23 protein-coding genes are annotated in these 22,718 nt (G+C 42.9%); 5 read left to right on the top strand and 18 right to left on the bottom strand.

From position 1 onward, the window contains the following. Positions 1-37: 37 nt before the first annotated feature. From PODO_RS07765 to PODO_RS31675, 8 genes are all read right to left on the bottom strand, one after another. Complete coding sequence (locus PODO_RS07765; protein WP_038569509.1) at positions 38-970, bottom strand: peptidase U32 family protein; 933 nt, start codon at positions 968-970, stop codon at positions 38-40. Between the two features lie 56 nt (positions 971-1,026). Beyond that, positions 1,027-2,076, bottom strand: coding sequence for an endolytic transglycosylase MltG (gene mltG, locus PODO_RS07760; RefSeq protein ID WP_235219365.1), 1,050 nt, complete (start codon positions 2,074-2,076; stop codon positions 1,027-1,029). A 174-nt stretch (positions 2,077-2,250) separates the two neighbouring features. Continuing rightward, on the bottom strand, positions 2,251-2,559 hold the full coding sequence (locus PODO_RS07755; protein ID WP_036675591.1) for a DUF1292 domain-containing protein: 309 nt from the start codon (positions 2,557-2,559) through the stop codon (positions 2,251-2,253). After that, on the bottom strand, positions 2,552-2,860 hold the full coding sequence (locus PODO_RS07750) for a DUF1292 domain-containing protein (protein ID WP_038569507.1): 309 nt from the start codon (positions 2,858-2,860) through the stop codon (positions 2,552-2,554). Before PODO_RS07750 ends, PODO_RS07755 begins: the two co-directional genes overlap by 8 nt. A gap of 13 nt (positions 2,861-2,873) precedes the next feature. Next, positions 2,874-3,293 (bottom strand): Holliday junction resolvase RuvX, encoded by a 420-nt coding sequence (gene ruvX / locus PODO_RS07745; protein WP_036675598.1) that lies wholly within the window; start codon positions 3,291-3,293, stop codon positions 2,874-2,876. After that, entirely contained in the window at positions 3,290-3,565 is a 276-nt protein-coding gene (locus PODO_RS07740) for an IreB family regulatory phosphoprotein (protein ID WP_036675601.1), read from the bottom strand. The genes ruvX and PODO_RS07740 overlap by 4 nt, the downstream gene beginning before the upstream one ends. A gap of 315 nt (positions 3,566-3,880) precedes the next feature. Further along, positions 3,881-6,514, bottom strand: a complete 2,634-nt coding sequence (gene alaS / locus PODO_RS07735; protein ID WP_038569505.1) for an alanine--tRNA ligase — start codon at positions 6,512-6,514, stop codon at positions 3,881-3,883. A gap of 214 nt (positions 6,515-6,728) precedes the next feature. Beyond that, positions 6,729-6,911, bottom strand: coding sequence for a hypothetical protein (locus tag PODO_RS31675; protein WP_141240290.1), 183 nt, complete (start codon positions 6,909-6,911; stop codon positions 6,729-6,731). Positions 6,912-7,035: 124 nt separating this feature from the next. On the opposite strand from PODO_RS31675, the gene PODO_RS07725 reads away from it, so the two are divergent. After that, entirely contained in the window at positions 7,036-7,899 is an 864-nt protein-coding gene (locus PODO_RS07725) for a CPBP family intramembrane glutamic endopeptidase (RefSeq protein ID WP_038569504.1), read from the top strand. Between the two features lie 81 nt (positions 7,900-7,980). Here PODO_RS07725 and PODO_RS07720 read toward each other — a convergent pair whose 3' ends face one another. From PODO_RS07720 to PODO_RS29925, 5 genes are all read right to left on the bottom strand, one after another. Next, entirely contained in the window at positions 7,981-8,898 is a 918-nt protein-coding gene (locus PODO_RS07720) for a DUF5692 family protein (protein WP_036675614.1), read from the bottom strand. A gap of 295 nt (positions 8,899-9,193) precedes the next feature. After that, the gene (locus tag PODO_RS07715; RefSeq protein WP_080742436.1) at positions 9,194-10,456 is read right to left on the bottom strand and encodes an FAD-dependent oxidoreductase; all 1,263 of its coding nucleotides are present in this window, start codon (positions 10,454-10,456) and stop codon (positions 9,194-9,196) included. Between the two features lie 3 nt (positions 10,457-10,459). Then, positions 10,460-11,497: a helix-turn-helix domain-containing protein gene (locus PODO_RS07710; RefSeq protein ID WP_036675621.1), complete on the bottom strand. Its 1,038-nt coding sequence runs from the start codon at positions 11,495-11,497 to the stop codon at positions 10,460-10,462. An 80-nt stretch (positions 11,498-11,577) separates the two neighbouring features. Continuing rightward, positions 11,578-12,309, bottom strand: a complete 732-nt coding sequence (locus PODO_RS07705) for a metallophosphoesterase family protein (RefSeq protein WP_305953537.1) — start codon at positions 12,307-12,309, stop codon at positions 11,578-11,580. A gap of 84 nt (positions 12,310-12,393) precedes the next feature. Further along, positions 12,394-12,915, bottom strand: a complete 522-nt coding sequence (locus PODO_RS29925) for a MarR family winged helix-turn-helix transcriptional regulator (protein WP_052096877.1) — start codon at positions 12,913-12,915, stop codon at positions 12,394-12,396. Between the two features lie 217 nt (positions 12,916-13,132). Here PODO_RS29925 and PODO_RS07695 point away from each other — a divergent pair, with 217 nt between their 5' ends. Then, positions 13,133-14,764, top strand: coding sequence for an MDR family MFS transporter (locus tag PODO_RS07695; RefSeq protein WP_036675626.1), 1,632 nt, complete (start codon positions 13,133-13,135; stop codon positions 14,762-14,764). 73 nt (positions 14,765-14,837) lie between these two features. Here PODO_RS07695 and PODO_RS07690 read toward each other — a convergent pair whose 3' ends face one another. After that, positions 14,838-15,305 (bottom strand): MarR family winged helix-turn-helix transcriptional regulator, encoded by a 468-nt coding sequence (locus PODO_RS07690; RefSeq protein ID WP_036675630.1) that lies wholly within the window; start codon positions 15,303-15,305, stop codon positions 14,838-14,840. Positions 15,306-15,446: 141 nt separating this feature from the next. On the opposite strand from PODO_RS07690, the gene PODO_RS07685 reads away from it, so the two are divergent. After that, the gene (locus PODO_RS07685) at positions 15,447-16,949 is read left to right on the top strand and encodes an amidase (protein WP_038574260.1); all 1,503 of its coding nucleotides are present in this window, start codon (positions 15,447-15,449) and stop codon (positions 16,947-16,949) included. 37 nt (positions 16,950-16,986) lie between these two features. Here PODO_RS07685 and PODO_RS07680 read toward each other — a convergent pair whose 3' ends face one another. Next, complete coding sequence (locus PODO_RS07680) at positions 16,987-17,580, bottom strand: TetR/AcrR family transcriptional regulator (protein ID WP_036675633.1); 594 nt, start codon at positions 17,578-17,580, stop codon at positions 16,987-16,989. A gap of 165 nt (positions 17,581-17,745) precedes the next feature. On the opposite strand from PODO_RS07680, the gene PODO_RS07675 reads away from it, so the two are divergent. Continuing rightward, positions 17,746-18,633 (top strand): ABC transporter ATP-binding protein, encoded by an 888-nt coding sequence (locus PODO_RS07675; protein WP_038569501.1) that lies wholly within the window; start codon positions 17,746-17,748, stop codon positions 18,631-18,633. Then, complete coding sequence (locus tag PODO_RS07670) at positions 18,630-19,442, top strand: ABC transporter permease subunit (RefSeq protein ID WP_036675636.1); 813 nt, start codon at positions 18,630-18,632, stop codon at positions 19,440-19,442. The genes PODO_RS07675 and PODO_RS07670 overlap by 4 nt, the downstream gene beginning before the upstream one ends. A gap of 334 nt (positions 19,443-19,776) precedes the next feature. Here PODO_RS07670 and PODO_RS07665 read toward each other — a convergent pair whose 3' ends face one another. The 3 genes from PODO_RS07665 to PODO_RS07655 all read right to left on the bottom strand — a co-directional run bounded on the left by PODO_RS07665 (position 19,777) and on the right by PODO_RS07655 (position 22,670). Then, positions 19,777-20,736 carry a glycoside hydrolase family 43 protein gene (locus PODO_RS07665; protein ID WP_038569499.1) on the bottom strand — a complete coding sequence of 320 codons (960 nt, stop codon included), beginning with the start codon at positions 20,734-20,736 and terminating at the stop codon, positions 19,777-19,779. A gap of 104 nt (positions 20,737-20,840) precedes the next feature. After that, positions 20,841-21,737 (bottom strand): carbohydrate ABC transporter permease, encoded by an 897-nt coding sequence (locus PODO_RS07660; RefSeq protein ID WP_036675639.1) that lies wholly within the window; start codon positions 21,735-21,737, stop codon positions 20,841-20,843. Positions 21,738-21,791: 54 nt separating this feature from the next. Further along, positions 21,792-22,670 carry a carbohydrate ABC transporter permease gene (locus tag PODO_RS07655; RefSeq protein WP_038569498.1) on the bottom strand — a complete coding sequence of 293 codons (879 nt, stop codon included), beginning with the start codon at positions 22,668-22,670 and terminating at the stop codon, positions 21,792-21,794. Positions 22,671-22,718 lie beyond the last annotated feature (48 nt).

Raw genomic sequence — 22,718 nt, 5'->3', positions numbered from 1 at the left:
TTCGTGGGGACCTATAACCTCTTTATTTTTGTCAAACTTAATATACTTGCTCTTTATAGAAAAATCCGAAGCTTAACTCCCGTTCAGGGTCCTGCACCGTTCTGATTACATCCATCCATTCCTCATCGAAGGCATAACCTTCCGGATCAGCCGCATAAAGATCTATAGCTTTACGATAAGTCTTCACAACCGTCACATTATACGCTATCGATTTCAAGAGTCCCTCAATCTTAAGGCTGTGTATACCTGCAGCCATCAGAATATGCAGATCCTCCAAAATACAAATATCATCCGAGCTCATAATATGAGTGCCGTTCTCGTCTTCATAAATCGGGAATTTCTGGTCATCTCGTTCTTCCTCAATCAGAAATAGTCCGCGTTCCTTCCCGAGACTTCCTCCATCACTAGGACGGCCTTGATGTGACATATAGCTTTCAACAAGCTTCCGCTTGGAATGGTATATATTAGTCATTCCATGAACCTGCACCTGTGCCTCAATCTCCAAAAGCGGAACCATTTCCGTCATTTCATCCATATTCAGCTCACGGGCCAGCACGACACGAGAAGCCCCCTTGCGTCCCCAATAATTCGCGGTCGCATAGTTGGTGGAAGTCATTTCCGCATTCCAGTGCAGCTTCATTACTGGCGCTTCTTTCTTCACTGTGGTTAACACAGCTGGATCCCCGAATTCAACACCATCAATGCCAAGCTCACCTAAAGCCTTCACATAGTCAGGAAGCTCATCCAGCAGACGGTTAGACATCAGCCCACCCAAGCTTGCATACACTTTGCAGCCTCGCGAATGCGCCATTTCTACGACAGTCGCTGTATCCTCCAGAGAGAAATGTCCAGCAAGCCGCATCCCGAAACGGTCATCCCCAATGAGCAGCGCATCTGCTCCGGCATCCAGCAGAGCAGCAGCTTCCTCTAAGGACGCTGCCGTCACCAGCAATTCCGGTTTGTTAGTCATGTTGTACCTCCTACTTGTACAGTTATTTCAACCGCACCACTCTTCATTTTAATAGTTTACTTCGATTCTTGCTTGCTTTTTTCGATATTGGCTAAATGTTCCTTGTAGGTCTTAGCAAACAAATGGCCCTGTGTACCATCTTTTTTGGTCACATAGAAATAATATTCAGAAGCTTCTGGTTCGAGTGCCGCCTGAATGGACTCCAGCCCCGGATTACTAATAGGTCCCGGAGGAAGTCCAATATTCTTATACGTATTATATGGATTATCAACTTCTAAATCTTTATACAAAAGTCTTTCCTTCTGCTTATTGAGTAAATATTGAACGGTAGCGTCAATCTCCAGCTTCTGTTCTTTCTTTAGGCGGTTATAAATAACCCCAGCCACAAGCGGACGTTCACTATCCACCACAACTTCCCGCTCTACCAGCGAGGCTACGGTTAACAGTTCATGCAGAGACAATCCACGCGTTTCTAGCTTTTGCTGCCAGTCGGGAATCGTATCCAGCTTCTTCTGGAACTGATCCAAAAGTGCTTCTACAACTTCCTGGGGCGTGCTATCCTTGGCCAGTTCATAGGTTTCGGGAAATAAATATCCTTCAAGACGGTGGCGAAGATTCTTATCCTGCGGGATACCCAGAATATCAATCCCCTTCAAACCTGCACCAGTATCCATAATTTCAAGAAAAGTAGCCGCATCCTGATTCCAAGCTTCAGCGAGCTTCTTAGCGATCTGCTCAGCAGTATATCCTTCGGGGATGGTAAAGACCACAGTTTCTTCCTTAACTACATCACCTGCATTTAATCTCGCAATGAGTTCATCATAGCTGTCACCCGGCTTAGCGATATAAGTACCTGCTTTGAAGCTAGAACCTTCTTTAGTCCATTTCAAATATCCCTTAAAAAAAAGACTCTTACGGATAATGCCATTCTGCTCAAGCAGATCAGCAATCTCCGCACTTCCCATGCCCTTCTCTATCGTAAATGTTACAGCAGGACCTGCAGGCTCTACCGGCTGCATCCCGTTCCAAATGTACCATGCTCCCCCACCTCCTGCTGCTGCCAGCAAAAGAATAATGATTAACACAGTACGGATTGCGGATTTCAAGTCTGGTTCCTCACTTTCCGACTATAAAGTATAAAAGTGTATTGCCTAGAATTCAATATATATTTCCTTAAATTGATGTTTATACAGGATATTGCTCGCATTTCAAGCAAAAAGAGCGCGGAATTCTCCGCCCTCTTCCGTGCCCATCATAAATGTAACGTACATGTTTAAGATTTATTCAGCGCCATCTGCTGGAAAAGTCATCTCATCGTATAGCTCAGAGATGTCTTCCCACTCTTCATCGTCCATAATGCTCTCCAATTCCGGAAGTCCGTCAGAAGAGATAACGATACGCAGGATTTCATACTCCACGTCTTTGCCAGAGCCTTTCAGCACCGCATATCCGCGATCACCGACTTCAAATTCGGCGATAATATCGTAAATGGAAGATTTGCCTTGCTCATCTTCCAGTTCTACAGTTTCTCCGTATGCTTCTTTAAGCCGTGAAGTCCACACCGCTTGATCAGCGGATATCTCAGTCATTCTCCGATCCTCCGTCCAACTCGTCGACCAGTGTGTTGAAAGTCTCTTCGACAATCGCCCATTCCTCATCATTATCGATCATGAACAATTGAAGATCGTCGCCTTCTTCCACATAACGGAACGCGTATACCTCATCGGTTTCCTCGTCCTCGGAGTCTAGCGGAACCACCATCATATACTTAGCGTCCGAGCCATCAACCTCAAACTTCATAATGACCTCGAATTCCTCTTCATTACCTTCCTCATCGGGAATATAGATAATTTCCGGTTCTTCCTCTTGGCCAATCTGTTCGTTTGTCATATCCTCGCACCCCTCACCTTTTACTGTTAGCATCCAAAAAATTTTGCAAAATCAGGGCTGCAGCCATTTTATCCACAATCCCCTTGCGTTTCTTCCGGCTGACGTCCCCTTCAATCAGCACCCGCTCTGCGGATACCGTCGTCAGACGCTCATCCCAAAGGTGTACGGGCATTTCTAACTCTTCCCGTAGCTTATCAGCGAATTCAATACAGATTTCGCCCCGGGGTCCTACTGAGCCGTTCATATTCTTCGGCAGACCAACTACAATCTCTCCAATTTCGTGCTCTGCAACAAGTTCACGAATGCGTTCGAACTCATTACCCGTACCTCGGCGCTCAATCGTTTCAAGAGCTTGTGCCGTCCAGCCAAAAACATCGCTTGTGGCTACACCGATTCTACGGTCGCCGTAATCTAAACCTAACTTTTTCTTCATTTCGGATTGTCCACCCTGTGATTGACGAGATAGAATCTAACCAGCTCTTCAATCAGCTCATCACGTTCTTTTCTCCGGACCAAACTTCTCGCATTGTTATGGCGCGGAATGTAAGCCGGATCTCCGGAAAGAAGATACCCTACGATCTGATTGATCGGATGATACTCTTTCTCCACCAGTGCATCGTATACTGCTAGCAATATTTCCTGGGGAGAAGCTTCCTTTTCGTCGCCCTTCACATTGAATTTGACCGTTTTGTCCATGGAGTCCATTTGTGACACCTTCCTTCTGCAAAATCGCCTTTTGGGACGGCTTCGCAAAGTTGCTACTGTGCAGCTCGCTTGCTTCCTTTATCATAACATATTCATGCCCCAACGAGGAAATCCTGCCCGTTATTAACGCTTTTTTTGGCATTTTCTCTACAAAAATTATGATATTTTTGGCTTTTAAGCTATTGTCAAGCACAATTCTTCATGAATAATCTAACATCCTGCTAATAAAGAGTAGCGGTACTGATATCAAACTCTCAGTACCGCTATGTTTTCTCGTAATACGTTTAGTTAGAGAAATGGTTTCGTAATTTTAACTTAGGCTAAGGAAGCTACCAATTCTTCAGCCTTTGCCAATGCTTCGTTTAGCTTAGAAGCATCTTTACCGCCGGCTTGCGCCATATCTGGACGCCCGCCACCGCCGCCGCCGCAAACCGCTGCGATTTCTTTAACGAGTTTACCAGCGTGGAAACCTTTCTTCACAAGGTCTTGCGGTACAGATACTACAAAGTTCACCTTATCATCCATCGCCGCACCTAATACAAGCACTGCATCCGGAAGCTTGGATTTCAATTCATCCGCTGTAGAACGCAAAGCATCCATATTGCCTGCTTGAACAGCAACAGCCAGGAGCTGCGTACCTGCGCCAACTGTCTTCACACTGCTTGTAAGTTCAGCAGCAAAAGTAGCGCTCAGCTTGGATTGCAGAGATTCATTCTCACTTGAAAGCTCACGCACCTGGTTATGCAGCGCTTCGATCCGTTTCGGAACGTCATTCAGAGAAGACTTGAGAAGGCCTGCTGATTGTTTGAGCAAATCTAGCTGGCTTTCAGTGAACTGGTAAGCGTAACGTCCGGTAACTGCCTCGATGCGGCGCACTCCGGATCCAATGCCACTTTCGCTAAGCAGCTTGAAAATTCCGATTTGCGACGTGTTGGATACATGACAACCACCGCAAAGCTCAAGACTGTAATCGCCCACTTGAACGACACGGACGATATTACCGTATTTTTCACCAAAGAGCGCCATTGCTCCCATTGCTTTAGCTTCATCAATCGGCTTGTTCTCAATCACTACATCTAGACCGCGCCAGATTTGTGCATTTACGCGATGTTCGATATCGCTCAGTTCTTCTGGAGTAATCGCTCCAAAATGGGAGAAGTCAAACCGCAAACGAGCACCTTCCACTAAAGATCCCGCTTGATTAACATGCCCGCCAAGAACTTCTTTAAGCGCTTTGTGCAATAAATGGGTAGCTGTGTGGTTCTTCACGATATCTTCACGCTCTGCACGATCCACTTCCGCGCGAACGGATTCGCCCACTTTCAATTCTCCCGCTTCCACAGTTACCAAATGTACGTGTTGGCCGTGCGGCGCTTTAAAGAGTCCTTTTACCTTAGCCGTAACTGAACTCCCAGTAAGCACACCGGTGTCACTTACTTGTCCGCCGCTCTCAGCATAGAACGGTGTTGCTTCAAGAATAACTTGGCATTCTGCGCCTTCGCCGGCGACATCTACCAATTCATCACCCACAACAATAGCCAGGATTTTCGACTCTGTTACCGAGTCATTATATCCAACAAATTCACTTTTAACCGTCAGGTCTGCTAGTGCGCCTCCCTGAATCTTCATGCTGCCGCCATCATGACGTGCAGCTCTTGCACGGTCACGTTGCTCCTGCATAGCCGCATCAAAACCTTCACGGTCTACAGTTAATCCTTGCTCCGCTGCGAAATCTTCGGTCAAGTCAAATGGGAATCCATAAGTATCATATAACTTAAATGCATCGGCTCCAGCAATATTGCTGAGACCCTCTGCTTTTGCTTTAGCACTGATCTCACCCAAAATAGCCAATCCGTCAGACAATGTTTCGTGGAAACGTTCTTCTTCAGTACGAATAATCTTTGCGATATATTCGCGGTTGTCCACAACGGATGGATAGTAGACACCCATAATTTCGCCAACGGTTTCAGTCAGCTCATACAGGAATGGACGATCCAGACCCAAGGTCTTTCCGTACCGAACAGCACGGCGAAGCAAACGGCGGATAATATAACCGCGTCCTTCATTAGAAGGAAGTACTCCATCCCCTACTGCAAAAGTAACGGTACGCACATGGTCAGCGATTACTTTAAGCGCGATATCCTGCTCAACGTTATCTTTATAAGTTACACCCGCGAGTTGTGCTGTCTTTTGAATAATAGGTTGGAACAAATCAGTGTCGAAGTTGGAATCTACATCCTGTAGAATGGATGCAAAACGCTCCAAACCAGCACCTGTATCAATGTTTTTATTCGGAAGCGGCGTATAGCTGCCATCCTTGTTATGGTTAAATTGTGAGAACACCAAGTTCCATACTTCCAGCCAACGTTCATTTTCTCCGCCTGGATACATTTCCGGATCGCTCATATCACTGCCGTAAGCTTCTCCGCGGTCATAAAAGATTTCCGAGCAAGGACCGCATGGGCCTTCGCCAATATCCCAGAAATTTTCGTCGCCCAGCTTAATGATGCGTTCAGCAGGCAGGCCAACCTTTTCATTCCACAGCTTAAATGCCTCTTCATCCTCTGCGTACACCGTTACGGAAATACGTTCCGGGTCAAAGCCGATCCACTCTTTGCCGGTTAGGAACTCCCAAGCCCATGTGATAGCTTCTTCTTTGAAATAATCACCGATGGAGAAGTTACCCAGCATCTCGAAAAACGTATGGTGACGGCGTGTCTTACCCACATTCTCAATATCATTGGTACGAATACATTTTTGTGAGTTGGTCAGGCGCGGATTTTCTGGAACCTCCCGGCCATCGAAGTACACTTTCAAAGGTGCCATACCCGCATTGATCCACAGAAGCGAAGGATCGTTGTGAGGAACGAGGGACGCGCTTGGTTCAATCTTGTGACCTTTACTTTCAAAAAACTTAAGCCATTTGGAACGAATTTCACTTGCTTTCATAATTTACAGCTCCCGTCTCATCTTTTTACTTCGGCATTTACACCGGAAATTACAAAATACCTAAAAAATAAAAACAAAAAAACGCCCCTGAATAATTCAGGGACGATTAATATCGCGGTACCACCCTGGTTATCGCCTTGACCCCACTCATGGGACAATTGCAGACGATCGCCTTGTCGCGGCTGATAACGGGCGCCCCCGGTGAGCATTGATCTCACACTCCGAAATTAGCTTTCCACCGGCCTGTCTTCAAGGTTCTCACAGCCATTACGAAACGTTTCGTAAAGGAACCTTTTCTCTGACCAAGCCATCCTCCGGTGTACTTCATTTTCATCAACGATTTGTCCGATTTGCATTTTAACATTTCAAGTATAGCCAGTGCCCTTGCTTCTGTCAATCTGGGGATGGGCGAATGTGAAGAATAACACATGATTTTTGTAACAGTAAACTTGGCCTCAAAAAGGATATAGTGAAATCTAAGGTTAATTTGGAATATTTTGTATTCAGGAGGACTGCCGTTGATGCTTCACTCCAAGGAGTTCAATCCATCATCGATTTTTGAAGCAAAGCCTACACACTACCTTTTTATAGCGAACCTGATTTTTATTCATATTATCTTTACTCTTGCGGTTAATCTTATCCTTTTTGAGCATGGATATTTAAGTTTTATCGCCAAAAACACAAACTACTGGATCAATGAAACGTTAGCCGCCAATCTAGTTGGGCTTCTCTTAGAAGTAATTATTTTTTTGATTCTGATAGCTAAAGTTTCGCCCCGGGATTTTGGGTTAAAAATAGAAAAATTACGAGCTGGACTGCTGGGCACCTTTCTGTTTTGGCTCGCTATAAATATAGTAGATTTGTGTATGGTACACTTGAATCACTCAGAGCTAACGCTTAACAATAATATCTTCAGTCATTCAAATTTAGTTTTCGGTGAAATTCTAGGTCAAATCTTCGGAAATGCTTTATTGGAAGAAATCTTATTTCGCGGCTTCCTGCTCGTTCAAATCTATTTATGCTTAAAAAAAATCAACAACAAGACTACACGGATGATCACGGCAATGCTGATTTCACAATCGATCTTTGCTGCCATACATATCCCAAACCGGATTTACTCAGGATTAGTTGGAATGGAGTTTGTTTATGATTTTATCATGCTTCTAATTCTAGGAGTTATATTCGCTCTACTCTATATCTTAACCAAAAATCTATTTTTCGTGATCGGCGTTCACTCATTAATGAATATTCAGATAGTGTTTTGGAATAGCAATTTCACGTATACGGCAACTTTATTATGTGTGTTATTACTGACCTGTCTTTTGCTTTGTATAAAAAGGAAAGAGTTTCGCGCGCAGCAACATCAGGCGGATATGGAGCTCTGATAATTAGAACTTTAATTACTCACAAAAAGAAGTTCCACCCTTTAAGCTGGAGGAACCTCTTTCATTATTATATTATTTCTATTAATTCGCACCCTCTGCAATAGCCTTATAAGCAGCTAAATCCGTATAAACTTCCTCTTTAAGCGGATTGCGTTTATGCTTGATAATTTTATAGAAATGATAACCAAACACTGCAATATTAGCAGCTAAAGATAATGCACTTACTACCCACAGAGCGGTTTCACTATGAGAGGATTGTACAGAGAACTTTGACTCGCCAACAAACGCCGGGAATGACATCGTAAACATCATCCAAATCGCCAAAGTCTGTGCACGATGCTGCAGCCATGCCCCTTTTTTGAAGAAGAACGCCGGGATGGTACAAGAAATCAACAATGCTGCACCTGCATAGAAGGAATGGTCAGAAACTGCATTATATACATAGGCAAAGTTCCAAATGTCATAAGCAATGATCCAGAACCAAAGCTGGTCAGGCCACAACATATCTTTACTCTTATCTTTACTGATCACAATTCCCATCCAACCAGAAATCGTAATAATGTTCAGAATACCTGCGATCCCGTTCATAATGTTCCAAGGACCACCTACCATCATTACGCCATCCACCATACCTTGCAAGCTGTACACTTGGAAATCACGAATAACTGCTTCAAGAATGTTAACTGCAAGGATAATAGCCGGGAACATTAATATATATTTATTTTTGTCCCATCCTTTAACATAACGGATAGCCATAAACCCTATACATCCTGCCAAAGCAGAATATACTTTTACCCAGTGAAACCATGTTCCGGTACTAGAGCCTTCGCCTGCCGTATTCGGCCAGACCGCTATGGTAAGAACAATAGGGACAACTATAAACAGAATGATTGAGAACCACTTGCTCTTCCGTGCGATTTCATTTACAAACATTAATCCTGCTAGTACTACTAACCACATTAGCGCAGAGTACCAGGGAATCGATTCGAATAAAAACATTTTTTACTCCTCCTTGTAGTTTGGTGTATATAATCTGTGTCTCAGGTCCAATATAGTACATCCCTCTTTGAACGATCAAATCGCTTAAAACGTTGATTTATCAGTGTTTTTTTAGTTTCATTTCAAGTTGAGTTTACACAACCATAGCACTAGGATTCGCCAAAGTTTCTACCTTTCTTCTGAGCAATCTATTAGAATGCATGTCTACAGAACTATATACTGCAAACCTAACTTGAATGTAAAAAAAACCTTGTCGACAAATTTCTTTGTGGACAAGGTTCCTCTTTACTATTATTTAAAAGAATCGTTCAACCAAGTGTTTCGCATATACAATACAATTCTCAAGTGTAGGGAAGTTCATGATTTCTCCAGCTAAATAGATATTGTTGTTCCCCTGCATCTGATCAACCCGTTCATAAAACCCCTCATGTAGCGCATCAGAATCCACATGAGGGAAATGCTTCCAACGCTTCATCATATACAGTCGAATGCTCTCTCCGCCCAGCTCGCGAAGTTTATTTTCTACCGTCTCTCGCATTTCCAGATCAGTCATAGCTTCATTCTCTGCTACATAAACCGTAACTAGATCCGTAGTTCCCATATCTGCCCACCGATAGTACCATGCCATCATATGCCCTTTACGTTCAGGGTACATATTCCGGGGGATATAGCCAGAAAGCTCCGGCAGCCCTTTCACTCTGTAGGCATATACCCTAAACCATTCATACGTTATACTCGCTAATAAGGTTTTGTCCTCACTGGACAGGCTAACTGTATCGCCCATTTGCTCTAAAGCTGCTGTATAAATGACCTTGTCAAAATAAAAGATGTCCTGACTCGTCTCTACTCGAACCTGTCCATCTTGTTCTTGCTCCATAAAAAGCACTTCACAAGTCAGGCGGAGATCGTTCACTTGGTCGGCCATTCGTCTTATCAGTTCAGTAACACCCTTAGGCCAGGTTATCATATGCGTAATTTCAATAAACGACAACAGATTATCATAGCTTAGAAATTTCAACACATATGCAGCGGGCACATTATGGATACTACCGAATCCAAAAGTATTAAAATAATGCATGTAGACCTGTTCAAGGACAGACAGCTTATTCTCTGCACACCACTGTGAAAATGGCTGACATAAATCTGGTGGTAAGTGAAGAAATCCCGGTTCTTGGAGAGACTCATAGCGTTTTAGAATATCCGGCAGTCGTTTGAATTCTTGTGTAAACGCCTCTATCTGCTCCATGGGAATCTGTGAAGTTTTCCTCCCATTATTATCAAAAAATCCACGTTCTAACAATGGTCCCCTATCCATAAGATCAAAATCTCTCATTAAATCCATCGTATGTTTATAGGTGGGCAGGCCGATTAGCGTCCCCATTTCATAACTTTTTCCTTTGTACTCAATAGAATGACACTTTCCTCCTACTCTGTCCGACTTCTCCATGAGGGTAATGTGGGTATAACCTTTTTTCGCTAATTCGTAAGCAGCTGTAACCCCAGAAATCCCTGCACCGATGATCCCAATTCGGTCTTTATTCTTCGTGTTTGTCATCATCCGTTATCTCCTTGTAAATAACCATAATGGCAAAGTTTCTCGTTGTCCCGTATAGGCAAGTGCGACATCCGATGGTATTTTACCTTGATTAGGTCCATCTGTAATTTGCCTGCTGAAGTTGTAGGTTCTCAAGTATTCATGTAAGCGCTTTTCTAAAATTTCAAAAGAATCTATCGTATCATCTACCCAAGCCTGCTGGTAGAATTCTTTGGTCAACACCGCCGCAAATTGCTGCAAGGGCTGAAATATCTCTGTTTGGTCTACCGTTATAGCTACTTGATTAATATTGTTCTTATGTAAAAATTCACTATATTTATGTTTTCCTCTGTCCCAGTTCGTAATGAATTCACGGCTTTTGTTCGTAACCAGATTATCGATATGAAAATCTAATGTCTTCATCAATGGGAGAACTTTCAGATGCATAAAATCTATAAAATGAATGGTAGACTTACGATTGTATAGCTTAACTAGACCTAGTCTGGAGTAGGCATCATAAATTACATATTGATATACCTTTCCGACCCTCGGGAAAACTCCCAAATAGCTGATACTCTGCTGACACATATACCCGGGATGAGCATTTATCGGATTCTTCATCTTATAATCTAGTGTTTTCCGTTTCTCTTTAAATCCTTTAGTGAGAGTGGATTGTGCGCCATCCCTCTTCTTTGCTTTGATTTGATTGGCGTAAGCTTCACGCTCTATTCGTTTATTTAGTCCGTTTCGACGTAGTACATTATAAATACCCGATTCCCCTATTTGCATACCTTCATCTTGCAGTTCATAAAAGATGCGTCTAGGCCCATCCTCAGGAAATCTGGCGACGTACTGCAAAATCAATCTTTCCGTTTTCTTATCTACTTTATTAGGCATTACCGGCTTTTTTTTCTTCTCCCCAAGTCCATCCATTCCATGTTGTTGATAAGCTTTAGACCACTTATAATAGATCGTCCGGGAAATGCCAAACTCCTTACAGGTTTCGCTCACATTCTTGCTGATGGCCCCTTGCATGAGGATATGATATTTGCTGTTTGCATTCACCTATTTGCACCCCTCCTATCTTTATTTTATACATAGTTAACGTTTAATTCATTACTATTCTAAAAAAAATGGGAGAACGCTCAAAGCGTCTCACCATTCCGAACAAAATGCGTTATGTATTTCCCTGCGGAAATCTCCAAGCAATTTAGTCGTTGGCCATATGCGCAGCCACCATCTATGCCAATTTTATCTCCAAGTGGACTAAACCAAATTTCTTCTGAATCATGCAGATCCATCGTCGAAGTATGACCGAAAACAACCGTTTTGTTAGTGCTAACTACCGGATTCTTATAAAAGGGTTCTCTAATCCAGATAAAATCATAAGGGTCCTGCTGTTTCCAATCCTCAATAAATGGATTAATGCCCGCATGAACAAAAATATGTTCTTCCGTCTCATGATAAAGCGGCAATGTGCTTAGAAAGTCTATATGATGTCTATAGTCCCGCCTAATTTTTTCTTTTAGCTGCATATAATCCTTCCAGCCAAAATCCTCCTGCAAACCTTCGTAGCCCGCCTCACAATAACTCATCAGCGTATGAAATCCGCCGTTAGTAAGCCAATGGGTATCCAATTTATCATCTTCGCCGGTGAGCGCATCGCAAGCCATTTTATCGTGATTTCCTTTGAGAACTATAGCTCCACATTCTTGCTGCAGAGTCATCACTTGCTCCACAATTCCTTTACTGTCCAGCCCTCTATCCACATAATCTCCCATCAAGATAAGCTTATCCTCCGCTGGGCGATAATTCACTTTTGATAACAGTGCATTGAATTCTACATAACTTCCGTGAATGTCACTAATTGCTAATATTCTGATGATAATCGCTCCTTGCTCTAAGATGCAAAAAAAGATGTTCCCGCGGGTGTGCAGGAATATCTTTTGATGTTGGGCTTTTTATACTGAATCTATAACTAATGACTCTTCATCCGACTGTGGAAAAAAATGACGGCTTCTGACCTCATGCACCGCTTCTTGAAAACGATCGCACAAAAAGATCAGCTGGTCGATCTCTTCCTTACCGACCTTTTGCGTGATTTCACTCAAAATACCGGAATAGGATGCCATCTGCCTGCTATAAATCTGCTCTCCAAGCTCACTCAAACAGATATATACGACCCGACGATCTGTCTCGGATGTTGTACGTACTACGTAACCTTTTTCCTCCAAAGTATTTGCCATTTGCGTGGCAGTAGGTCTACTTATCTGGAGCAGGTCACTTAATTTAGAAATCATAACTCCCCGGTGCTGTTTGTCACCTTCGGTCGCTTTCTTTTGCTTCATTACAGTGTGAATGACGTACATCATAACAAACTCTCTATACGATACTACATCAATCGAGTAGGGGCGAGCAGTCAGACGCTTTATATTTTCAAGGGCTATGATAAGCTTCTGCTCTTGATTGTCATGGGTATCCATAGGGCACCTCCAATATACCTCAATCTAATTAGATTACTTACCTATTCCCAAAAAATCAAGTCAAATTCAAATTCTCTTTAAATTAAAATTTAATAATTAACCTGTTGTGCTAATTGATGAATTTGTGTATTATACATAAATGATAGTTTGGCTACCTAATTATTACGACATGAATTCCCAAACTACAATATATAGAAGTTAAAGGAGAGGAACTGCTCTGGAGCATCTCACTCAGAAAAAGAAAGTTACAATTATGATTGCTTTAATGGCGGCTATGTTTTTCGCAGCAATCAACCAGACAATTGTGGGCACAGCAATGCCCCGAATTATTGCGATGCTTGGAGGCATTGAACATTATACCTGGGTAATTACCATCTATATGCTCACCTCAACCATTGCTACCGTACTTGTCGGTAAGTTATCCGATATTTACGGAAGAAAGCCCTTCCTGTTATCAGGGATTGTCATTTTTATTATAGGTGCGTTCCTATCCGGATTGTCGACCAACATTTTTCAAATGATCACTTATCGCGGGATTCAAGGTCTAGGCGGCGGGATTCTCATGTCGGCTACCGTAACCGCTGTAGGTGATTTGTTCGCTCCAAGAGAGAGAGCCAAGTGGACTGGAATTATGATGGCGATATTTGGTTTCTCCAGCGTAATTGGTCCTACTCTTGGCGGATTCATGGTAGATCACATGGCTTGGAAATGGATCTTCTGGATCTTCTTGCCTTTCGGTATCGTGGCCTTCTTTATGATTTTGAAAATGTTCCCTAAAACAACGCGTTCTACATCTGAGTCCATTGACTATTTAGGCTCCATTTTCCTTTCCCTGACCATCGTTGCGCTCTTGCTCGGCTTTTCATGGGCAGGAACAAAATATGACTGGGGTTCTCCGGAGATTCTCGGCTTGTTTGGGGCTTCCATTCTGGGTCTGATTATCCTGATTCTGATTGAGCGTAAAGCTAAGAGCCCCGTATTGCCATTATCCTTATTTAAAAACTCCATCGTATCCATCTCAATGATTGTCGGTTTCCTGATGAATGCCGGTATGATGGGCGCAATGATCTACCTGCCCTTCTTTGTGCAAGGGGTAGAGGGCGTCTCCCCAACTAAATCTGGTTTTATCAATATGCCAATGTCACTTACTATGATTGTACTAAGTACTTTAGTGGGAAGATGGATCTCCAAAACAGGAAAATATAAACGTTATGCTCTAATGGGGATGCCATTCATGGTTGTAGCCATGATATTAATGGCCTTTATGAGTAACATTGCTACGGCTGTAGTCAGCATGATTATCTTCGGGGTTGGGTTAGGACTATCGATGCCCGTATTTACTCTAACCGTACAAAATGCTGTTGCTCCTTCAATGCTAGGTGTTGCTACTGCTACAAATACTTTATTCCGTAATTTAGGTGGAACCATAGGTATTGCCATCATGGGTACCATTATGAACTCCTCATTAACGAAAAAATTAGAGGCAGCGGTATCTTCAGGCAAAGGTCCGGATTTATCCAAACTCGATCCTGAATCCGCTAAACAGCTTTCTGCATTTATGAACCCTCAAATGTTGCTAGATCAACCTAAACTAAAGGAATTGCATGCAACACTGCCAGAGCAAATCCAGCCGCTCTTCAATCAATTGATTGAGATGCTGCGGAACGCACTGAGCGATTCCCTGACAGTTGTGTTCTTAAGTGGTACGGCGCTGTTAGTTATCGCAGCACTGCTCGTTCTGTTCCTTAAAGAGATTCCATTACGTAGTGGAGAGAAAAAAATGGAGGCACACGCAGAGGATAAAACCGGGAGTAAAAAACTCGAAAAATCTGTGCCTGCTGCACATTAATCACAAATAACCTTACATTAGAGATGTCCGTAAACAGCTTAGGCTGTGCGGCATCTCTTTTTGATAAGAAGGGCTAGGATTCGTTTGATTGATCATTCAATTCTTCGAAGTAAACGTAAACTCCGTTTAACAGCTCCATTAACGTATCCGTCTGTTCTTTGCCCATGTAATCAATCATACCTTTAAAGGTATTCCGGGATTTCGTTACGGCCATCTCAGCCAGATGCTCCCCTTTTTCCGTAAGCGTGATCTCACTAACTCGGCGATCCTGTGCATCGGAAGTACGCACCACATATCCTTGTGCAATCAGACTATTGAGCATTTGGGTAACCGTAGGAGAGGTGACTTTCAGAAACTTGCTAATCTCCGAAACCGTCTGTCCCTTCTTCCCTTCCCGTTCTTTACCAAGCTTTAAAGAAACCAACATCCGGACCTCACTTGGCTTCAAGCCCCAAATCGTAGTTTTACGCCAGTTCATTCTAGCGAATTGTTGGAAAGCCTCCATTAATCCATCCACATTCTGATATTTCTCTTCGTTCATCAGTACACCCCATAAAATCATTTAACACTAAGTATAGCCTAATATGACGTAAAAAAGAATTGATAGATGTCAGATTACCCATTTTCAAAAAATAACTAATGGGATGTATAATATAATAATCATCCTAAATTGAAAGTGGGTATTAATTTGACCTTTTCTTACTCTACCTATGACGCTCTAGGACTTGCTTCACTTGTCAAAGCACGTGAAATTTCACCTCGTGAGCTGGTCGAAGCCGCCTTTGCTCGGTTAGATGAGGTCAATCCGGTCATAAATGCGGTGGTGCGCACCCGCCGGGAAGCTGCTCTTAGAGAAGCCGACGAGATGCCTGTTCAGGATAACACTCGGCCGTTTGCTGGCGTTCCGTTTCTATTAAAGGATATTTCCCAATCTATCGCTGGCGAGCCCATCACTTGTGGGGCTATGCTGATGAAGAACAATGTCGCGCTGTGGGATTCAAATTATGTTGCACGGATTAGGAAAGCCGGCTTCATTCCACTTGGCCATACGAACACACCAGAGTTCGGCTTAAAAAACATTACAGAGAATGTCCTCCATGGACCTGCTCGTAATCCTTGGAATCTCGAATATTCTCCTGGAGGTTCGAGTGGCGGAGCCGCGGCAGCTGTTGCTTCTGGTATCGTTCCAGTAGCAGGAGCCAGTGATGGTGGTGGGTCCATCCGTATTCCCGCCTCATTCACAGGCTTATTCGGACTTAAACCCACGCGCGGGCGCACACCAGTAGGACCCGGAGTCGGCCGTCAATGGCAAGGGGCTTCTATTGATTTTGCCTTAACCCGGTCCGTTCGCGATAGCGCTGCTATGTTAGATCTGCTGCAGGTTGTGCAGCCAGAAGCCGCCTTCCAGACTCCGTTATATCCGGGCGTATATCTGGATGATCTGTTTAAGCCTACGCAACGTAAACTACGAATTGGATTTACGACTGCTTCCCCAGTAGGTACGCCTGTCTCTGAAGAGGCCGTAAATGCTGTTCACAAAACCGTGAAATGGCTCGAAGCTGAAGGACATGCGGTTGAAGAAACAGAAAGTCCTGTGAATGGCACAAGACTGATGGAGAACTACTATACGATGAATGCCGGAGAGGTAGCAGCCATGTTCGTCTCCCTGGAGAGAAATATGGGACGTTCCATAACTGCTGACGATGTCGATATCATTACGTGGGTTCTTGGTGAGACCGGAAAAAATGTTTCAGCGGCCGAATTCGTACATAGTCTGGATGAATGGGACGTTGCAGCCGCCCAAATGGCGGAACTGTTTAATCATTACGACTTATATATAACACCTACGAATGCAAACTCCGCTCCCAAAATTGGTGAATTAACGCATAAACCTGCAGAGATAGCAAAGCTGCTGCACGTAAACGAATTGCCAAAAGAAGAACAGAGCCGCTTAATTTACGAGATGTTTGAGCCAAGCCTAACCTATACACCGTTCACCCAGCTCGCAAATCTGACAGGCCAGCCAGCAATGAGTGTGCCCGTCCATAAGTCAGCAACTGGCCTGCCGCTAGGCGTTCAAGTCATGGCGAACAAAGGCCGTGAAGATTTGCTGCTTCAGCTTGCTGCCCAGCTTGAACAATCCGCTCTTTGGGTCGGCATGAATGGGAATCCGCTGTTGACCTGATCAATTAAGGGTGATGTTCACGCAGCTCAAGCTCCCCTTACTCTTTCCCGCAAATGCCATAGAAGAAAATATGGATGGCTTCCTCGATGAAGGCATCCATATCTTCCTGTTTGCTAGCTTCGTCTAGAAGTTCACCCGCATTACGCATATACATCCCCATTAGTGAAAGTATCCCTTTGGTGGATACTTTATTTGAGATTTCTCCCCGTGCTTTCCCATCCTCAACCATCTTCACCAGCACCGGCAAAATGTCATTCGCATATCGTTCCTCAATATAACGGAACATTTCTTGATCCTCAACCATAAGCTCCTTCACAGTCGCGGGAGATAAACCGCTGTAAGTTTGCCTTTCCATGGTTAGAATGTAACCAATAATCTCCTTTAGAGAATGCTCTTGATAAATGTAATCTTCAAACTCCTGAATTTCCTTCTGAACAAAGTCCTTAAAAGACTCACTAAGCAGCGCTTCCTTACTGCCAAAATAATTATAAATCGTCACCTGAGAGACTCCTGCTTCTTTCGCAATATCTGCGATCCGTAGACGTTTGGGTTCCCAGCTCTTGAGCATCTCCATAGTAGTTTTCATAATTTTGAATTTAATCTGTGCTGCTCTCTTCTCAAATCCATTCATAGCTTCCACCCTAACTTCGTTATTAAGTATGCGTATTTAAATTTAATGAAATATTCCATTTCAATTATTTCATAATTATATTGACTTCATTAACCACTAGGAATAATATAACATATGAAATATTCAATTCATATTAGTTCATTATTTTGCGGCGGGGGTGGCGGCATGCTGGTTGTAGAAGGCTTAACTAAACGATTTTCGAATGGCAAAGGAATCGAAGATGTAACATTTACCGTAAACAAAGGCGAGGTTTTTGGATTTCTGGGTCCTAACGGTGCAGGTAAATCGACAACTATACGGCATATCATGGGTTTTATGAAACCAGATCAAGGGCATGCGAGTATCCATGGGCTTGATGTATGGAAGGCACAAGGGACAGTCCAGAAGCATATTGGCTACTTACCCGGTGAAATTAACTTTTTTGATGGGATGACGGGTCTTTCTTTCCTTAAATTCATGTCAGCCATGCAGGGAATCAAAAATACTACCAAACGCGAGCAGCTGATTGAACGCTTGCAATTTGATGCCACAACTCCGATCCGAAAAATGTCAAAGGGAATGAAGCAAAAGGTCGGAGTCGTCGCTGCTTTTATGCACAGTCCTGAAGTTATTATTCTGGATGAACCTACCTCGGGTCTCGACCCGCTCATGCAAAAGGTATTTATTGATCTGGTACTGGAGGAAAAATCAGCCGGAACTACCTTTCTCATGTCCTCACACAGCTTTCAGGAAATTGAACGCACCTGTGACCGCGCCGCAATTATTAAAGACGGACGGATTATCACCGTAAAAAATATTCATGAACTACAATCGATGCAACGGAAGCTGTTTGAGGTCATTTTTGCGAATAGTGAAGATGCAGTGGATTTTGCCGCCTCCGGCCTACAAGTGGAAGCTCATGAGGGAAATATGGTCCGCATAGCTGTGCAAGGCAATTATGATCGATTCATCCGGGAAACTGGAAAATACAATATCCGCAGCATCGACGTATTCACGCAGAATCTAGAGGACATCTTCATGGACTATTATGACCGCGAGGGGGCAGTGCAATGAATCTTCCGCTCTATAAGGAAATGATGCGAGTGAACCTGAAAGGAATATTGAATTACGCCTTTGGTTCTGCCTTCTATATTCTGTTTATGATCTGGCTTTATCCAGGGATTGCGGGGAGTACACAAGCAATTGATGACCTTATTAAGGCGATGCCAGAGGGTGTGGGTAAAGCCTTTGGGTTAAATAGCGGATTTACCAGTGCTGAAGCTTTTATCTCCGGAGAATATTATGGACTTATACTAGTTCTGATTCTTTCCATAGTTTGTGTGCAAATGTCAACGCAGCTAATGGCTCGACTCGTGGATCGCGGCTCCATGGCTTATCTGCTCATAGCCCCAACTACACGGAGAAAAGTCGCCACCACGCAGGCACTTGTACTCACTACAGCATTGCTCTTAATCATGGGTGTAACCACCCTCGCCGGATTATTAGGTAAAGCATGGTTTCTTGGCAGTGAATATGACTTTAACAGCGGTCGCTTCGCTCAGCTGAATACCGTGGCCTTTTTATTATTTTTTGCGGTAGGCGGCCTTACCTTTCTCGTGTCCTCTGTATGTAATGACGAGAAAAAAGCACTCGGAATTTCCGGCGCTATCGCCTTCGGATTTTTCACTCTGGATCTACTCGGTAAAATAAGCGACAAACTTGAAGGACTGCGTTTCCTAACCTTATTCTCCTTCTATCAACCCGGGGAAATCGTTCAGGGCAACGTGGAGATTATTCAGGTCTCCAGTTGGCTGCTGTTGATCGGAGTGCTCACCTTTTCCTTGGGAGTAGAGCTGTTCAGAAGACGGGATCTTCCATTATAAGAGTACCTCACTTGATCAACTCGCTTTTACGCGTTCCCGAAGCAACTATCGGACACCGTTGACCTTAAATGCAACTTTATCACAAATTTGCGTACCTAACGGACCCTAAAGTCGTTATTGGCTTGAAGATCACCAAAAATGAACCTTTTCTAAAGGAATAGCTGCACTGGGGTCCGCAACCTTGCTCAAATGACTAAAAAATTGCAAATAGCGTCAGCTGAGTCCTTAAGCCTCAGGAGGGTTACAACTATGACTCTTATAAAAAACAACAGAGCAGTGTTTCTCCACCTCTGGGAGAATCATTGCTCTGTTGTTTTATGCGACAAATCCCTTTTTATTTCGTATCCGGTCTAGGTACACCAAAGTTTGGCGTTCCATCTTCATTCCACTGGATTACTTGCACACGTGCGTGACGATTCGGATCGTAAAGCGGATCTCCGACAATTTCCTTATAGCTTCTAGCATGGAAAACAAGGATATCCTGTGTGCCATCCTCAGAGACAGTAAAGCTATTATGTCCCGGACCATATTGGCCATTTTCCTCAGAAGTCGTAAACACAGGTTCAGGTGTCTTGACCCATGATTTTGGATCCATTAAATCACTATTCTCATCAGCAGTCAATAATCCCATACAATAGTTGTGATCTGTTGCACTAGCTGAGAATGTCATGAAAATACGTCCATTACGCTTAAGGATTGCCGCGCCTTCGTTCACCAAAAATCCGATTTTTTCCCAATCGTATTCAGGAGTAGTGATGCACACCTGCTCACCTTTTAGTGTCCAAGGGTTCTCCATTTCGGAAATATAAATATTTGAATTGCCAGGGATAGCAGGATCTTTTTGTGCCCAAACGTAATATCTAACTCCTTTATGCTCAAAAGTTGTTGCATCCAAGGCAAAAGATTCCCATTTTGTTTTTATTTGACCCTTTTCCACCCATTCACCCTCTAAAGGATTTGCGGATGGGTTTTCTAACGCAAACATGCGATGATCAAATAAACCGTCTTTCGTATCAGAGGTATGTGCAGCTGCATAATATACATACCATTTTCCATCAATATAATGAATCTCTGGCGCCCAAATATTAGCACTCATCAAACCCGTTTCATGCTTAACCCAAATGGTCTTTCCTTCAGCCTCAGCCAATCCTTGAATGGATTCAGAACGGCGAAGCTCAATTCTATCGAACTCTGGAACTGAAGCTATGAAATAGTAGTAACCATCAGTATGTTTATAGATCCAAGGATCTGCTCGTTGCTCAACTAGTGGATTTTTTACATTAAATTCTCTCACAATGACAACTCCTATATTTATCTCTTTTTTTATATTTGCAGGTCACCAAAACACACCCTTCCTTATAAGAAGTCAAGGTGTATTTAAGTTTAAGTTCATTCGATCTAACCTTTGATACCCGAATTCAGGTTGATGGATTGAACGAAGTATTTTTGTGCAAAAACGAATAGCAGCAATGTTGGAATAATCGCCATGATTGCCGAGCCCATTAATTGTCCGATCATACGATAGTTTCCGTAGATGTCTTGCAATAAGAGCAAACCAGCGGTAATTGGCATTTTGTCTACGTCTGTGTACACGATAACCGGCCAGAGGAAGTCATTCCAAGATCCAGTAAAGGAGAACAATCCGCAAACAATTAGTATTGGTTTAACTAACGGCAATATAATTTGCGCGAAAATTCTAAAGTCACTTGCACCATCAACTTTAGCCGATTCATCTAATTCTTTTGGGATACCGTTCATAAACTGTCTGACCAAGAAGATATTACCCATACCCGCAAGACCAGGGATAATCATAGCCCAGGAAGTGTTCACCCAACCAAAGGAGTCAATGATTTTATACGAAGGAATCAAGTTAACAACACCCGGGAAGAAGGAGATCCCCAGCAAAGTAAAGAACAATGTGTCTCTTCCTTTAAACTTAATACGGGTGTAACCAAAACCTGTAATCGAAATAACAATAACAACCAGAATGGTGTGAGATGTAGCAATAAACAATGAGTTACCTAACCAACGTAGAATTGGAGCTGTAGAAGTATTGTTTAGGATCGTAACGTAGTTCTCAAAGACCCACTCTTTAGGAAATAGTCTAAAGCCCGAGGATACTACTTCCGTTTGTGATCTAAATGAGGTGGAAATCCCGAATATAACAGGAATGATCCAAATCACACATAGGATACCTAGAAATATATAGGATATATATTTTGAAATACTTACACTGGAGGAGCCTTTTATTTTGCCTGTTGTATTTACAACTGGATTTACTGCCTGGTTTGACATTTTAGTACACCTACCTTTTCCATTTCCTTGTTAGTCAATTAGTTTCTGCGAACCCTATGAAGCATTTCGGTTCATTACATAATATTGCAGTGCTGAGATCACCAAAATAACTAATCCCAGTAAAACTGCCATAGCTGATGCCATCCCGGCGATGGATTCACCGTTACCGAAAGCTAATTGACGAATATACATCATTAGAACGTGTGTACTTTGTCGAGGTCCACCATCGGTCATCATTAACGGTTGGCCGAATACATTAAAGGCACCCGCAGTTGTCATAACAAAGGTATAAATTAATGGAAAACGAATAGATGGCAAGGTAATACTGGTGAATCTTTTAATTGAACCCGCACCATCGAGCTCCGCTGATTCATATAACTCTTGAGCCACGCCACTTAAGGAAGCACGATAGATAATCATGTTGCCCCCAATACCACCCCATAAAGTAATTACAATGATAATAATCCACGCATAGGGTTGATTTGCAGGCCAAGCAATTTGTGATCCAAACAGATTACCAGTGATCCCTAGTTGCTTATTAAAGATCAACAGCCAAATCAGTGCTGCCGCAGAAATTGAAATCAAGCCAGGAATATAAAGAATAGATTGAATTAAGCTCTTCATTTTAACTTTTTTATGTTCCAACGCCACCGCGACCATTAATGGAATAATAATCAGCAACGGAACAGACATAGCAACGAAAATCAATGTGTTTTTTAGGCCTCTGAAAAATTGAGTATGAAAGGTTGATCCGCCGTCAAAAAGAATAGCTTTATAGTTATCAAAGCCTACCCATACCGGATCACTCATTAAATTCCATTTTGTAAATGAAGCATAAATCCCATAAATCGTTGGCAATAAAATGAAGACAGCAAACAAAATGACATGCGGACCTACAAAGAAAGCAGGTGCCCAATTGATTTTCTTTTTCATAGGAATTCATTTCTCCTTTTGCACAAAGTAATGCACCATAACATGGCA

This window comes from Paenibacillus odorifer (assembly GCF_000758725.1).
GTDB lineage: Bacteria > Bacillota > Bacilli > Paenibacillales > Paenibacillaceae > Paenibacillus_AQ > Paenibacillus_AQ odorifer.
Note: the sequence above shows the minus strand (reverse complement) of the source record. Positions and strands in the feature narration are given on the sequence as shown.

Coding starts and splice junctions, on each gene's coding strand:
- PODO_RS07690 (WP_036675630.1), bottom strand. CDS start 15,305: ATGAACGAAGAGAAATATCAGAATGTGGATGGATTAATGGAGGCTTTC.
- PODO_RS07670 (WP_036675636.1), top strand. CDS start 18,630: ATGAATCTTCCGCTCTATAAGGAAATGATGCGAGTGAACCTGAAAGGA.
- alaS (WP_038569505.1), bottom strand. CDS start 6,514: ATGAAAGCAAGTGAAATTCGTTCCAAATGGCTTAAGTTTTTTGAAAGT.
- PODO_RS07750 (WP_038569507.1), bottom strand. CDS start 2,860: ATGACAAACGAACAGATTGGCCAAGAGGAAGAACCGGAAATTATCTAT.
- PODO_RS07655 (WP_038569498.1), bottom strand. CDS start 22,670: ATGAAAAAGAAAATCAATTGGGCACCTGCTTTCTTTGTAGGTCCGCAT.
- PODO_RS29925 (WP_052096877.1), bottom strand. CDS start 12,915: ATGGATACCCATGACAATCAAGAGCAGAAGCTTATCATAGCCCTTGAA.
- PODO_RS07765 (WP_038569509.1), bottom strand. CDS start 970: ATGACTAACAAACCGGAATTGCTGGTGACGGCAGCGTCCTTAGAGGAA.
- PODO_RS07675 (WP_038569501.1), top strand. CDS start 17,746: ATGCTGGTTGTAGAAGGCTTAACTAAACGATTTTCGAATGGCAAAGGA.
- PODO_RS07740 (WP_036675601.1), bottom strand. CDS start 3,565: ATGGACTCCATGGACAAAACGGTCAAATTCAATGTGAAGGGCGACGAA.
- PODO_RS07680 (WP_036675633.1), bottom strand. CDS start 17,580: ATGAATGGATTTGAGAAGAGAGCAGCACAGATTAAATTCAAAATTATG.
- ruvX (WP_036675598.1), bottom strand. CDS start 3,293: ATGAAGAAAAAGTTAGGTTTAGATTACGGCGACCGTAGAATCGGTGTA.
- PODO_RS07755 (WP_036675591.1), bottom strand. CDS start 2,559: ATGACTGAGATATCCGCTGATCAAGCGGTGTGGACTTCACGGCTTAAA.
- PODO_RS07660 (WP_036675639.1), bottom strand. CDS start 21,737: ATGTCAAACCAGGCAGTAAATCCAGTTGTAAATACAACAGGCAAAATA.
- PODO_RS07725 (WP_038569504.1), top strand. CDS start 7,036: ATGCTTCACTCCAAGGAGTTCAATCCATCATCGATTTTTGAAGCAAAG.
- PODO_RS07720 (WP_036675614.1), bottom strand. CDS start 8,898: ATGTTTTTATTCGAATCGATTCCCTGGTACTCTGCGCTAATGTGGTTA.
- PODO_RS07715 (WP_080742436.1), bottom strand. CDS start 10,456: ATGATGACAAACACGAAGAATAAAGACCGAATTGGGATCATCGGTGCA.